The sequence below is a fragment of the Bradyrhizobium sp. 62B genome, assembly GCF_030272265.2.
In the GTDB taxonomy this organism is placed as follows: Bacteria; Pseudomonadota; Alphaproteobacteria; order Rhizobiales; family Xanthobacteraceae; genus Bradyrhizobium.
On the sequence record NZ_CP092841.2, the window covers coordinates 6,759,991 to 6,773,068 of the forward strand.

Here is a 13,078-nt window from a genome sequence, read left to right on the forward strand (position 1 = left end):
TGCGTGGCTACCCCCTCCGGGCTTATATAGTGCGAATTCCCTGTCATCGCTGATGACCACCGGTTTCGCCTCCAGAGGGGTGGGCGAAGCACAAAGGAGATTTGCCATGAGCAACGCACCTCTGATGCCCAAGGCGACCGCCGTCTGGCTGCTCGACAACACCGCGCTGACCTTCGACCAGGTCGCCGATTTCACCAAGATGCATCCCCTCGAGGTGCGCGCGATCGCCGACGGCGATGCGGCCCAGGGCATCAAGGGCATGGATCCCCTCTCCAACGGCCAGCTCACCCGCGAGGAGATCGAGAAGGGCGAGAGGAACCCGGATTATCGGCTCCGCCTTCAGGAGAGCAAGGTGGTGCTGCCGCCGCAGCCCAAGCGCAAGGGCCCGCGCTACACCCCGGTGTCGCGCCGCCACGAGCGTCCGAGCGCCATCCTCTGGCTGCTGCGCAGCCATCCGGAGCTCAAGGACGCCCAGATCATGCGCCTGGTCGGCACCACCAAGAGCACCATCGCCAGCGTGCGCGACCGCACCCACTGGAACACGTCCCAGCTCACCCCGATCGATCCCGTCACCCTCGGCCTCTGCTCGCAGATCGAGCTCGATTTCGAGGTGGCGCGCGCAGCCAAGGAAAAGCCGATCGACGCAGCCTATGGCGGCGCCACTCTGCTGCCGGCTTCCGAGACCACGAAGAAGGACGAGTTCGAGCCCGCCGAGCGATCGAGCGACGACCTCAACGTCGATGCCGTGTTCGCCAAGCTGAAGACGCTCGGTGGCAAGAAGCAGGAAGAAGAGGAGGAGTAATTCCTCTCTCTTACACTCATTATCGAATGCAAACGCGGCGGGAAAACCCGCCGCGTTTTTGTTTTTGCCCGCGTTCGCGAGGGCGACAGCAGAACTTGTTGCCGCTGGATACCTTTTATCGGCAACGCCCTCAGAACTTATACGTCACGCCCGCGCCGACCAGCCACGGATCGATATGGGCGGTGCCGGTGACCGGCAGGCCCGAGACGGTCGCGCTGTAATCCGGGCGCAGCCAGAGCTTCTTGACGTCGACGTTGAGACCCCAGTGCCGGTCGATCATGTAGTCGAAGCCGAACTGCACGGCGCCGCCCCAGGCGTTGCTGACATGCAGGTTGGTGGTGGTGGCGACGATCGCGGGCGGACCGGCGATCGCGGCCGGCGCATTGGCCGCGGAATTGCTGAAGAACACGGTGTAGTTCACGCCGGCGCCGATATACGGCTTGAACCCGCCGAACTGATCGAAGTGATATTGCAGCGTCAGCGTCGGCGGCAGCAGCGTGGTCTTGCCGATCGGCAGGCTCGCGAGCGAGCCGGTGCCGGTGATCGAGTGCCGCGTCACGCCGAGGATTAGCTCGGCCGCGATGTTCTTGGTGAAGAAATAGCTGATGTCGAGCTCGGGGACGACCTGGTCGCTGATCGACAGGCCGGAGTTCGGCGAGGACAGCGAGGGCACGCCCGCCACATTGACGGTCGAGCCGCCGGCGTCCGGCAACACGCCGAGCACGCGCAGGCGCACCATCCACGGATTGAAGGCTTCCACCGGCGGCGGTGCCTTCTTGTAAACCGGCAAATCGGCAGCTTGCACCGTTGCAAGCGTGCCCGCGAGCATCGCGCCAACCGTCGCAAGCCGCGCCAGGTTTCTTGTCGTTCTCTGCATTTCAATCCCCTTCAGCCTTCTCTCGCGCGTCGTTGCGCGACATGAGCGTCAGAGCAGAAAGGGACCGCTGAAGGATTTGACCTTGATCAATTCAGGCCAAGGTCGCCACGATTTGGCCATGGCGTTGCAGATGTGTCACGAAAGCCACGAAGGCGGGATGCATTGCGCGGCAAGATAGTGCCGCACATCATGTCAGGGCCGTTCGGGATGGTTCAGCATGTATTCGCCGAGGTCGCGCTGGCGGCGGTCGGCGCGCGTGGTGGCGGCGTTGCGCTGGACGTCGCGGTCCTTGCGGCAGGCCACGTATTCCGGCGAGCCCTGCGCGTAACCGCGGCCCTGGCAGACCGCATCGTCATCGTCGCCGCCCACCGCTACGGCATTCTGGTGACGCGCGGAGCAGGCGGAAAGGGCGATGGCGAGCAGCACGGCTGCAAGCAGGCGCGGCGTGGCGGCGAGTGGCATACGAGGTCCCTTGTTGGCGGCCCCTGTTTAGCGCGGAATGCGGAGATTGTAAGTCCCTGGAGCCTGTTCTGAGCACACTGTCATTCCCAGCGCAGGCGGGGAATCCAGTACGACGCGGCGGTCATCGAGTTGCACAATTTCGGCCACGGAGTACTGGATCACCCGCTTTCGCGGGTGATGACTGGGGCACGTGGAGAGGCGATGTCTCACCTCACGGGCATGAGACTGCGCCTCACACCCGCCCCTTCAGAGCCTCCCCGATCTCCTCGAGCGTCTTGGGATCCTCGATCGTTGCCGGCATGGTCCAGGATTCGCCGTCGGCAATCTTCTTGATGGTACCGCGCAAAATCTTGCCGGAGCGCGTCTTGGGCAGGCGGCCGACGGTGATCGCGAGCTTGAAGGCGGCGACGGGGCCGAGCTTGTCGCGCACCAGCGCGACGATCTCCTTCTCGATCTCGGCCGGGGCACGCTTCACGCCGGCCTTGAGCACCAGGAAGCCGCAGGGCACCTCGCCCTTGATCGCGTCCTTGACGCCGAGCACGGCGCATTCGGCGACGTCGGGATGCGAGGCCAAAATCTCCTCCATGCCGCCGGTGGAGAGCCGATGGCCGGCGACGTTGATGATGTCGTCGGTGCGGCCCATGACGAAGACATAGCCGTCCTCGTCCTTGTAGCCGGCGTCCGAGGTTTTGTAATAGCCGGGGAATTCGCTCAAATACGCTTCCTTGAAGCGCGCATCCTGATTCCACAGCGTCGGCAGGCAGCCCGGCGGCATCGGCAGCTTGATAACGATCGAGCCCATGGTGTTGGGCCCCACTGGCCTTGCCGCCTCGTCGACCACGTCGACCTGGTAGCCCGGCATCGGCACCGTCGGCGAGCCGTGCTTCACCGGCAGCATACCGAGCCCGACCGGGTTGCCGGCGATGCACCAGCCGGTCTCGGTCTGCCACCAATGGTCGATCACCGGCACCTTCAGCTGCTGCTCCGCCCATTCGACCGTCGGCGGATCGGCGCGCTCGCCGGCCAAGAAGAGCGTGCGGAATTTCGAGAGGTCGTATTGCCGGATGAATTTTCCTTCCGGGTCCTCTTTCCGGATCGCGCGGAACGCGGTCGGCGCGGTGAAGAACGCGACCGCCTTGTGCTCGGAGATCACGCGCCAGAATGCGCCGGCATCCGGCGTGCCGACCGGCTTGCCCTCGTACATGATCGTGGTCGCGCCATGCAGCAGCGGGCCATAGACGATATAGCTGTGGCCGACCACCCAGCCGATGTCTGAGCCGCACCACCACACCTCGCCCGGCTTGACGCCATAGAGGTTGAACATCGACCATTTCACCGCGACGAGATGACCGCCATTGTCGCGCACGACGCCCTTGGGGATGCCCGTGGTGCCCGAGGTGTAGAGGATGTAGAGCGGATCGGTGGCGGCCACAGGCACGCAAGGTGCCTTCTTGCCGTCGTTCAGCGCCTTGCGGCGCAGGCTCGCCCAATCATAGTCCCGTCCCGGCGCCAGATCGCAGGTGAGCTGCGGACGCTGCAGCACGATGCAGGCTTTCGGCTTGCTGCCGGCCAGCTTGATCGCCTCGTCGAGTAGCGGCTTGTACTGCACGATGCGGCCGGGCTCGATGCCGCAGCTTGCGGACAGAATCAGTTTCGGCTGCGCGTCGTCGATGCGGGTGGCGAGCTCCTTCGCGGCAAAGCCGCCGAACACCACGGAGTGCACCGCCCCGATCCGCGCGCAGGCGAGCATCGCGACCACGGCCTCCGGCACCATCGGCATATAGAGGATGACGCGATCGCCTTTGGCGACGCCGAAATCCTGCATGATGGCGGCAAGCGCCTGCACCTCGTTCAGCAGTTCGGCATAGGTGAATTTGGCGACGCTGCCCGTCAACGGCGAATCATGGATCAGCGCGACCTGGCCGGCGCGGCCGCCTTCGACATGGCGGTCGAGCGCGTTGTAGCAGGTATTGACGACACCGCCGGTGAACCAGCGGCCGTAGGTTCCTTGGCTGGGATCGAAGATTTTCTTGGGTGGCTCGATCCAGTCGATCTCCTTGGCCGCCTCCGCCCAGAAGCCTTCGGGGTCGGCGAGCGAGCGCGCATGGACCTCGTGATAGAGACTCTTGCCCTGGATGTTCATTCCCGCGCTCCCGTTCCCTTTATTCGGCTGGCTTTGAGCCTCGTGGCAGGGCGGGCGTGCCGCCATGACCAGGATCAATCGCCGGCCTTGTTTGAGGGCTATTTTCCCGGGAACGGGCCGCGGTTCAAGCTGAAAAGGATGGGTCTTCTGAAGGTAGAGTTCGCGCGGCATTGGCGGTGCGCCCGCTTGCGGGGGAGGGCCGGGGTGGGTGTGCTTCCGCGTCGGGATTGCTCGAGGCCCTCGTAGGTAATCCCCAAGAGGAGAGAGCCCCCACCCGCCGCGCTCTTCGAGCGCGTCGACCTCCCCCGCAAGCGGGAGAGGTAACCGAGCCAGCTGCGCGACCTCGGTCCGCTCAGCTCTCCATCGCATTCAGCTTCTGCAAGCGTTCCTGCATGACCTTCTTGAGGTCATAGCCCGGGCGGCCGAAGCTCGTGTTGCGCGTCGTCAGGAAATCGCGCTGGGTCTTGCGCAGGTCGCTCGCCGAGCGCTTGCTCGCCGTCTTCAGCACGCGCGCGTAGGTCTCAGCGATCTGGCGATCGAGCACGCCCAGGTCGGGATCGGCGCAGATCACCTTCTCGACCTCGCGCCTGGCGGTCGCGCATGCGAAGGATGGACCGTTACCGGACGCCGCATTCAGCGCCCGCGGCGGTTCGGTGCCGAATTTGGCGATCTCGGCGATCATGGTGCGGCGACCGCTCGCGGCATTGTCGTTGGCGGGATCGAGCCGCAGGGCCGCCTCGTAATCGGCCAGGGCCTTCGCGCGCTCCCCCATCTTCTTGTAGAGCACGGCGCGGTTGTTGTAGGTCTTCGCAAAGTTCGGATCGAGCTTGAGCGCGGCGTCATAGTCGCTCAAGGCAGCGCCGAGTTCACCCTTGAACTGGTAGGAATCGCCGCGATTGGTCAGGAAGTTCGCGCGCTGCTCGCGCCGGATCGCCTGGTCGTAATCGGCGATGGCCTTGTCGTACTCGCCCATCGCGGCATAGGCGAGGCCGCGATTGTCGTAAAATTCCGGCTGCTTCGGATCGAGCCTGATCGCCTCGCTATTGTCGGCAACCGACTTGTCGAACTGGCCGAGCTTCTTCCAGGCCGCGCCGCGGTTGGAATAGGTGCGGGTCCGGTTGGGATCGAGCCGCAGGGCCTCGTCGAAATTCCTGATCGCCTTGTCGTTGTCGCCGCCGAGATAATAGGTCGCGCCGCGGTCGGACCAGGCCTGCGCGTCATCCGGCTTCAGCTTGATCGCCTGATCGTAATCGGCGAGCGCGCGGTCGAGCCGGCGCTGATTGGTGTAGACGACGCCGCGCAGCCCGTAAGCCTCCGCATCCGAAGGATCGAGCTCGATCGCCCTGCTGAGATCGGCCGCGGCGCGATTGAGATCGCCGCCGGCCTCGCGCAGCAAGTCGCCGCGCAGGCGCCAGGCCTTTGCATTCTTGCCGTCGAGCGCAATGGCGCGGTCGATATCCCGCAAGGCCTGGGTGAGGCCGCCCGAAGTTCGGGCGTGGGCGTCGGCACGAACCAGCAAAGCCGCGGCGCGGTCGGACGTGGGATTGGCGGCCTGGTCGATGATGACGGCGCAGGCCGGGATCAACTCGGCCGGGGCGGCCTTGCTGCCCATCACACAATCGGTGCCGGCGGAGGCTGGGTTTGCAAGGGCAAGGCTCATGGCCGCGCCGGCGAGAAGGATGCGCAGCGATGTCTCGGTAAACGAAGAGATTTGCGCGGAAAAATGCGTGCCGCACATGACAGAGGACTCCGTGACGTCAGGTTTTCACCATTGTCGCGGCGGGAAAGGGATGGGTTCAATTCGGGGCTGTCGTCGTCATGGCCGGGCTTGTCCCGGCCATCCACGTCTAGCCCCCGGGACGGAAAGAACGTGGATGCCCGGGACAAGCCCGGGCATGACGAACTCTCACAAGGCGACGACGCTCAATATCCGTCCACCCCGTTGATCTCTTGCACCCGCTCCTGCATCGCCTTCTTCAGATCGTACCCCGGCCGGCCATACGCCGCGTTGCGGCGGGCGATGAACGCGTCCTGCTCGCGCTGGAGCTTCTTCGCCGCCGCCGGATTGGGCGCCTCCCGGATCGCCCGCACATGCGATCCGTAGATCTCGCGGTCGAGATCGGCGAGCTCGCGATTGCCGCAGATCGCTCTTTCCACCGCGCGACGCGCTCGTGCGCAATTGAAACTGGGCTTGCCGGCCACGGCCATCTGCGCGCCGATCCGCTCGATCTCGCGCGCCATCGCCTTGTGATTGGCCTTGGCCTTCTCGTGGTTCGGATCGATCTTCAGGGCCGCGCCGAAATCCTGCACCGCCTTGGGCTTGTCGCCCTTCCTGAGCCAGAGCTCGCCGCGCGCATTGAAGATGTCGGCAAGCGTGGGGTCGAGCTGGAGAGCGCGGCTGTCGTCGGCGATGGCGCGGTCGACCTGATCGTGCCGCGCAAAGAGCGCCCCGCGCGCGATCAGCGCCTTGATCAGATCCCCCTTCGCGGTCTTCTCATTGTCGATCACGGCGGCACAGGCCGTGGCGGCCTTGTCCACGTCGTCGGCCGCGGTCGCCGCGAGGCACGATGCGACATCGACCTGGATCACCGCAGCCGGCTCGCCGCCGGTCGCAGCCTTCGCACCGGCGAGCGGGAGCGCGCAAAGCAACAATGCACCTGACGATTGGATGAGTTTTCGAAAACGCATGCTCATGGCGGTCAGAAGTCTTGCTTTCGGTCTTGCCTTACGTCTTGCCTTTTTGGACTTGCCTCTAAGCCTTGCCTTCTAAGACTTGCCTTTTAGGACTTGCCATCAAGACTTGCCTCGGGGCCGTACTATCCATCATACGGCCCGATTGGTGCTGGCTTGTGGCGCCGCTCACATCGAGTTCGAGGATCATCGTGTCGACATTCGAATGGATCATCGTGCTGCTGCTCGGCGCCGTTGCCTTATCGGCGCTGGCGCGGCGGATCAAGGTCCCCTACCCGACCTTTCTCGCCATCGGCGGCGCGCTGATCGCCTTCGTGCCCTCCAGCCCGTCCTGGACGCTGGAGCCCGACCTGGCATTGGCCCTTTTTGTCGCACCGGTCCTGCTCGACGCCGCGTTCGACACCTCGCTGCGCGATCTGCGCAACAATTGGGTTCCCGTCTCGACCCTGGTCGTCGCGGCGGTCGGCCTGACCACGGCCGGCGTCGCCGTCGTGGCGCACCGGCTGATGCCCGAGATGCCCTGGGCCGCCGCGGTTGCGCTCGGCGCGATCGTGGCGCCACCCGATGCGGCTGCCGCGGTCGCGATCCTGAGCCAGGTCAAGCTGCCCCACCGCATGGTGAAGGTGCTGGAGGGCGAAAGCCTGCTCAACGATGCCAGTGCGCTGCTGATCTATCGCATTGCGGTCGGAGCGGTCGCCACCGAGCATCTGACGTGGAGCCAGGTTGCACCGACCATGGCGCTGGCCCTGGTCGGCAGCGTCGTCGCCGGCCTGCTCGCAGGCCGCATCATTCCGCTGTTCCTGGAGCGGGTGACGGAGGCGCCGAGTGCCATCATCGTGCAGTTCGCCACCACCTTCATGGTCTGGATCGCCGCCGAGCATCTCGGCCTCTCCGGCATCCTCACCATCGTGGTCTATGCCATGACGATGGCGCGCTCGGCGGGGATGCGCATGCCGGCGCGGCTGCGGGTGCCATCTTACGCGGTCTGGGAGACCATGGTGTTCGTGCTCAACGTGCTCGCCTTCATGCTGATCGGCATGCAGATGCGGCCGATCTGGACACGGCTGGATGCGGACGTGCGCTGGGAATATTGCGTGGCTGCGGCCTGGATCCTGCTCACCGTGGTGCTGGTCCGGCTGCTCTGGGTGACGTTCTACCGCACCACCTTGCGCGTGCTGGTCGCACAGGGGATCTATCATCCGAAGGACCCCAGGGCCGTCGCCTCGCCCAAGGGCGGCCTCATCATCTCCTGGTGCGGCATGCGTGGCCTCGTCACGCTCGCCACCGCCTTCGCGCTGCCGGAGAATTTTCCCCAGCGCGACTTCATCGTCTTCATCGCCTTTGCGGTGGTGCTGGGATCGCTGGTGATCCAGGGCCTGACGCTGCGGCCGCTGATCCTGGCGTTCGGCCTCAGGGATGACGATCCCGTCGGCACCGAGGTCGCGCACGCACGCGCCGTCGCTTATCGCGCAGCGCTCGATGCCATCGAGAACGATCCGTCCGAGGAGGCGGAGATCCTGCGCCTCGAATATCGCGCCGTCCTGATGCAGGCCGAGAGCGATCCCAAGGGCGGCATCGCCAATGGCGAACTGCCCGCCGATCCCCTGCGCCGCCGCGCCATCGAAGCCGCCCGCAAATCGATCGTCGACCTCCGCGCCACCGAGGTGATCGGCGACGATGCCTTCCACCGGATCGAGGAAGAGCTCGATCGCGCAGAATTGAGCGCGGGGGGATGAGGTAGCGACAGTGGAGGGGGAACAGCCGGCATTGAACCAAACCACTCTTTCCCAGACTCACTCCTGATGACGACCCTGACCGACGACCGTCGTGTACGCGCGCGAGATGCGTCGCCTGCACGATATTTTTATCTGCACATGGCCCTGGCCTGCGCCGCCACCGCCTTTCTCGGTTTTGCGCCGACCTATTGGGTCCCGCTCGCCCACCGGACGCTCTCCGCAAGCCCGGTGATTCATTTTCACGGATTCTTGTTCTTCACCTGGTCGCTTTATTTCGTGTTGCAGACCTGGCTCGCAGCCTCCGGCCGCGTGGTCAATCACCGCTCGCTCGGCATTGCCGGTGTCTCGCTCGCGACTGCGATGACCATCTTCGGCTTCCTCGCTTCCGTGCACGTGATGCAGCATTCCGCCGCGCTCGGGCACCGCGAAGCGGGCATCGTCTTCTCGATCGTGCCGATGAGCGGCATCGCGTTCTTCGCAATCGTGTTCGTGCTGGCGATCATGAACACGCGCAAGCCCGAGATTCACAAGCGCCTGATGTTGCTCGCCGCAGTCTCGATCCTCGACGCTGCGATCGCGCGCTGGTTCCTGACCTTCCTGGCGCCTCCGGGACCGCCCGGCCCGCCGCCGGTGCCGGTGACGATCGCGCCGGCCGTCGTCGCCTCGCTGCTGCTTGTCGTCGCCATGGTGCGCGACTGGCGAACCGAAGGCCGCGTGCATCCGGTCTATATCTACGGCACGCTCGCGCTGCTGGCGGTGAAGGTGCTGAATTGGCCGATCAGCGAGACCGCGGCCTGGCATTCGTTTGCCGGCGGCATTCTGGCGCTGGCGCAGTAATCACCGCTGTCGTCCCGGACCGGCGCAGCCGCCGGGACGACGGCAGAGTGTGGGCGCCTACGCCCCCGCCTTGCACGTGATGCCGCCGTCCACCACGAGCTCTATCCCCGTCACATATTTCGACTCGTCCGACGCCAGGAACAGCGCGGCGTTGGCGACGTCGAAGGCATCGCCCATGTGGCCCATCGGCACTTGCGCATCGCGGGCGCGCCACATCGCCTCGACATCGCCCTTGGCGTAGCTGGCGGCAAGGCCTGCGGAATGCTCGACCATCGGCGTCTTCATCAGGCCGGGCAGGATCGCGTTGACGCGCACGTGATGGCGCGCGAACTCGATCGCCGTGGTGCGGGTCATCTGGTTCATGGCCGCCTTGGAGGTGCCGTAGGTGACGTAGGAAATGCCCATGTGGCGGATCGAGGCGATCGAGGAGATGTTGATGATCGAGCCGCCGCCCTGCTTCACCATGACGGGGATGACGTGCTTCATGGCGAAATAGGCGCTCTTGAGGTTGACGCTGAAGACGCGGTCCCAGCTCTCTTCGGTCACCTCGACCACGCTGCCCATCTCGGCGATGCCAACATTGTTGTCGAGCACGTCGATGCGGCCATAGGCCTTCAGGCACGCCGCCACCATCGCCTCGATCTCGCTCGCCCGCGACACATCGGCCGTGAAGGCCGTCGCCTTGCCGCCCTCGCCAGTGATGATCTTCGCCGTCTCCTCGGCCGCAGCGCCGTTGCGGTCGACGCAAAACACCTGCGCGCCCTCGCGCGCAAAGGTCACCGCGGTTGCCTTGCCATTGCCCCAGCCGGGCCCGATCGAGCCGGCCCCCACCACCATCGCAACCTTGCCCTTGAGCCGATCCATTTGTGTCTCCTTGTTGTTGTTCTTGTAGCCCGGATGAAGCGAGGCGTAATCCGGGCTACGGATCGTCGCACACCTTCATCGTCGTCACGTTAGCACCAATGGGATGTCCGACAATCTCCGACAGCGTCCGACACTGTCCGTCATGGCACAACCGCCATTCGCCCGCCGCGCCGGAATTGCCGAGCACCACCTCCTGCATCGGTGCCCGCTTCGGCTGCCACTGAAACCAGCCGTCGACCAGCCGTGCCTCCGGCGGCGGCTCCATGCCGGGGCCGGTGCCCTTGACGCGGGCCTGCACCAGTTCGAGACCGGCGGGCGTGACGCGCCAATCCTCCTGCCAGTCGATCTTGGCGATCGAATGCGTCCAGACCAGCGTGAAGGCGGACAGCGTCAGCGCCTTCACGCCGAAAGCCGTGGCGAAGCAGAGGCTCACACCGCCTCGACCGGCGCCGGCGGACGCTGCCGCCACTGCCACAGCACGAGCGCCGCGGCGAGCACGAATCCGGCGGTGTCGCTGAACGCAAATTCGCCGAGCAGGCAGAACGCGGCACCTAGCGCGACCAGGCGCTCGATCAGCGTCAACCGTGTGAACAGGAAGCCGATCGCGACCATCCCGAACAGGGCGATCGCCACCAGCGCCTTCACGCTCGCCAGTGCCACCGCGCCGTAGAAGCCGAGCTTGGCCGCCATGGGATCGCCGGCCTGCAGCATCAAGGCGGGCGAATAGACGAAGATGAAGGGGATGACGTAGCCGGCGAGCGCGATGCGCATCGCCTCCCAGCCGATCTTGTCCGGGTTCTCCTTGGCGATCGGCGCCGCCGCGAGCGCGGCGAGCGCCACCGGCGGCGAGAGGTCGGCCATGATGCCGTAGTAGAACGCGAACATGTGGCTCGCGATCAGGGGCACGCCGAGCTTGGCAAGCGCCGGCGCGGCCAGCGCAGCGGTGATGATGTAGGTTGGGATGGTCGGAATGCCGGTGCCGAGCAGGATCGACAGCAGCATGGTCATGATCAGCGCCAGGAACAGGCTCTTTTCGCCGAGCCCGATCACCCAGCCGCCGAAGATGGTGCCGACGCCGGTCTGCGACATCATGCCGATGATGACGCCGACGATGGCGCAGGCCATGCCGACGGTGATGGCGGATTTGGCGCTCTCGGCCAGCGCGTCGCGGCACTCGCGCAACGCCTTGAACCCGCCGCGTACGAAGGCGGCGATCAGGATCAGCCCGACCACGACGCCCGCGACCGGCACGATCTTGAGACCATCACGCGACAGCGCAGCGACGACGAGCGCAAGGCCGACCCAGAAGATGATGCGGATCGCATTGGAGGAGGCGCCCGTCGTGATGGCGGTGCCGAGGATCAGCGCCACGGTCAGCGCAAGGCCCATGCTGCCGGCATAGAGCGGCGTGAAGCCCTCGAACAGCATGTAGACCAGCGCGGCCAGCGGCAGCACGAGGTACCAGCGCGTCACCAGCGCCTTCCACGCGCTCGGGATCTCCGAGCGCTTCATGCCGACGAGGCCGTGCTTGCCGGCTTCCAGATGCACCATCCAGAACGCCGAGGCGAAATAGAGGATCGCGGGGATCGCCGCCGCCTTGACGATCTCCGAATATTGCACGCCGAGCGTTTCGGCCATGATGAAGGCGACCGCGCCCATCACCGGCGGCATGATCTGCCCGCCCATCGAGGCCGTCGCCTCGACGCCCGCCGCAAAGGCGCGGCGATAGCCGAACCTGATCATCAAGGGAATCGTGAACTGGCCGACGGTGACAACGTTGGCGACGCCGGAGCCCGAGATCGTGCCCATCATGCCCGAAGCGAACACCGCGACCTTGGCGGGGCCGCCGCGGGTCCTGCCAAACAGCCCGAGCGAAACATCGGTGAAGAGCTGGATCATGCCGGCGCGCTCCAGGAACGAGCCGAACAGGATGAACAGGAAGATGTAGGTTGCCGAGACGTAGATCGGCACGCCGTAGAAGCCTTCGGTGCCGAACGACAGATGCGTGATGATCTGGTCGAAATCGTAGCCGCGATGGTTGAGCGGCGACGGCAGATATTGGCCGAAGAACCAGTAGACGAGGCACGCGCCGCACATCAGTGGCAGCGCCGCGCCCATCAGGCGCCGCGTGCCCTCGAAGATCAAAACCGCCAGCAACGTGCCGACCACGAGATCGAGCCGGGTCGGATCGCCGTCGCGCGCGATCAGGTCGGCGTAGAAAATCCACTGGTAGAGCCCGCAAAGGAAGCCTGCGCCACCGATCACCCAGCCGAGCGCGCGGCCGGCATTGCTCTTCGCGGTGAAATTGGCGATCAGGCCGAAAGTGAGGAGAACCAGGAAGCCGACATGGACGCCGCGCACCACCTGGCTCGGCAGATAGTTGAAGGCGGCGACATAGAGCTGGAAGGTGGCGAAGGCGATGCCGATCCAATAAGCGAGCGCGCCCCACCAGCCCGGGCCGAACCCTTCGGGGAAACCGTGCTCGAAATTGTCGAACTCGACCTTGATGGGGGCCTGGGTGGCCTCTGCCTTTTCCAGCATCTAAATCGTCCTTAGCCCGTGAGGGCGATAATAGCACCGGCACTGCTGCCGCATACGTCATGGCCGGGCTTGTCCCGGCCATCCACGGCTTACGGTGCCGCTAAGAACGTGGATGCCCGGGACAT

11 protein-coding genes are annotated in these 13,078 nt (G+C 65.3%); 3 read left to right on the top strand and 8 right to left on the bottom strand.

Translation table 11 applies throughout. The features are described from left to right. Positions 1 to 106 precede the first annotated feature (106 nt). Positions 107 to 802: a DUF1013 domain-containing protein gene (locus ML401_RS32375; RefSeq protein WP_194404631.1), complete on the top strand. Its 696-nt coding sequence runs from the start codon at positions 107 to 109 to the stop codon at positions 800 to 802. Positions 803 to 932: 130 nt separating this feature from the next. On the opposite strand, the gene ML401_RS32380 is transcribed toward ML401_RS32375, so the two are convergent. The 5 genes from ML401_RS32380 to ML401_RS32400 all read right to left on the bottom strand — a co-directional run bounded on the left by ML401_RS32380 (position 933) and on the right by ML401_RS32400 (position 6,972). Next, positions 933 to 1,679 carry an OmpW family protein gene (locus tag ML401_RS32380; protein WP_285808089.1) on the bottom strand — a complete coding sequence of 249 codons (747 nt, stop codon included), beginning with the start codon at positions 1,677 to 1,679 and terminating at the stop codon, positions 933 to 935. 192 nt (positions 1,680 to 1,871) lie between these two features. After that, positions 1,872 to 2,141: a hypothetical protein gene (locus ML401_RS32385; protein WP_285808090.1), complete on the bottom strand. Its 270-nt coding sequence runs from the start codon at positions 2,139 to 2,141 to the stop codon at positions 1,872 to 1,874. Positions 2,142 to 2,373: 232 nt separating this feature from the next. After that, positions 2,374 to 4,284, bottom strand: coding sequence for a propionyl-CoA synthetase (locus tag ML401_RS32390; protein ID WP_285808091.1), 1,911 nt, complete (start codon positions 4,282 to 4,284; stop codon positions 2,374 to 2,376). 352 nt (positions 4,285 to 4,636) lie between these two features. Then, complete coding sequence (locus tag ML401_RS32395) at positions 4,637 to 6,022, bottom strand: tetratricopeptide repeat protein (protein ID WP_285808092.1); 1,386 nt, start codon at positions 6,020 to 6,022, stop codon at positions 4,637 to 4,639. Positions 6,023 to 6,207: 185 nt separating this feature from the next. Beyond that, positions 6,208 to 6,972 carry a tetratricopeptide repeat protein gene (locus tag ML401_RS32400; protein ID WP_211416591.1) on the bottom strand — a complete coding sequence of 255 codons (765 nt, stop codon included), beginning with the start codon at positions 6,970 to 6,972 and terminating at the stop codon, positions 6,208 to 6,210. Positions 6,973 to 7,133: 161 nt separating this feature from the next. Between ML401_RS32400 and ML401_RS32405 the strand changes: the two genes are divergently transcribed. Together ML401_RS32405 and ML401_RS32410 are read left to right on the top strand one after the other, a co-directional pair. Next, positions 7,134 to 8,711, top strand: coding sequence for a sodium:proton antiporter (locus tag ML401_RS32405; protein WP_211415733.1), 1,578 nt, complete (start codon positions 7,134 to 7,136; stop codon positions 8,709 to 8,711). A gap of 66 nt (positions 8,712 to 8,777) precedes the next feature. Continuing rightward, positions 8,778 to 9,548, top strand: coding sequence for a hypothetical protein (locus tag ML401_RS32410; RefSeq protein ID WP_285808093.1), 771 nt, complete (start codon positions 8,778 to 8,780; stop codon positions 9,546 to 9,548). A 57-nt stretch (positions 9,549 to 9,605) separates the two neighbouring features. On the opposite strand, the gene ML401_RS32415 is transcribed toward ML401_RS32410, so the two are convergent. Genes ML401_RS32415 through ML401_RS32425 form a run of 3 tightly spaced genes read right to left on the bottom strand, consistent with a single transcriptional unit; the run spans position 9,606 to position 12,953 of the window. Further along, positions 9,606 to 10,412 carry an SDR family NAD(P)-dependent oxidoreductase gene (locus ML401_RS32415; protein ID WP_091955767.1) on the bottom strand — a complete coding sequence of 269 codons (807 nt, stop codon included), beginning with the start codon at positions 10,410 to 10,412 and terminating at the stop codon, positions 9,606 to 9,608. A gap of 55 nt (positions 10,413 to 10,467) precedes the next feature. Then, positions 10,468 to 10,845: a DUF1850 domain-containing protein gene (locus tag ML401_RS32420; RefSeq protein WP_212067770.1), complete on the bottom strand. Its 378-nt coding sequence runs from the start codon at positions 10,843 to 10,845 to the stop codon at positions 10,468 to 10,470. Then, positions 10,842 to 12,953: a TRAP transporter permease gene (locus tag ML401_RS32425; RefSeq protein WP_211415729.1), complete on the bottom strand. Its 2,112-nt coding sequence runs from the start codon at positions 12,951 to 12,953 to the stop codon at positions 10,842 to 10,844. The genes ML401_RS32420 and ML401_RS32425 overlap by 4 nt, the downstream gene beginning before the upstream one ends. Positions 12,954 to 13,078 lie beyond the last annotated feature (125 nt).

Bases quoted from the DNA above. Each gene is read 5' to 3' on its own strand.
- ML401_RS32385 (WP_285808090.1), bottom strand. From the start codon at position 2,141: ATGCCACTCGCCGCCACGCCGCGCCTGCTTGCAGCCGTGCTGCTCGCC.
- ML401_RS32375 (WP_194404631.1), top strand. From the start codon at position 107: ATGAGCAACGCACCTCTGATGCCCAAGGCGACCGCCGTCTGGCTGCTC.
- ML401_RS32395 (WP_285808092.1), bottom strand. From the start codon at position 6,022: ATGTGCGGCACGCATTTTTCCGCGCAAATCTCTTCGTTTACCGAGACA.
- ML401_RS32390 (WP_285808091.1), bottom strand. From the start codon at position 4,284: ATGAACATCCAGGGCAAGAGTCTCTATCACGAGGTCCATGCGCGCTCG.
- ML401_RS32410 (WP_285808093.1), top strand. From the start codon at position 8,778: ATGACGACCCTGACCGACGACCGTCGTGTACGCGCGCGAGATGCGTCG.
- ML401_RS32400 (WP_211416591.1), bottom strand. From the start codon at position 6,972: ATGCGTTTTCGAAAACTCATCCAATCGTCAGGTGCATTGTTGCTTTGC.
- ML401_RS32380 (WP_285808089.1), bottom strand. From the start codon at position 1,679: ATGCAGAGAACGACAAGAAACCTGGCGCGGCTTGCGACGGTTGGCGCG.
- ML401_RS32425 (WP_211415729.1), bottom strand. From the start codon at position 12,953: ATGCTGGAAAAGGCAGAGGCCACCCAGGCCCCCATCAAGGTCGAGTTC.
- ML401_RS32415 (WP_091955767.1), bottom strand. From the start codon at position 10,412: ATGGATCGGCTCAAGGGCAAGGTTGCGATGGTGGTGGGGGCCGGCTCG.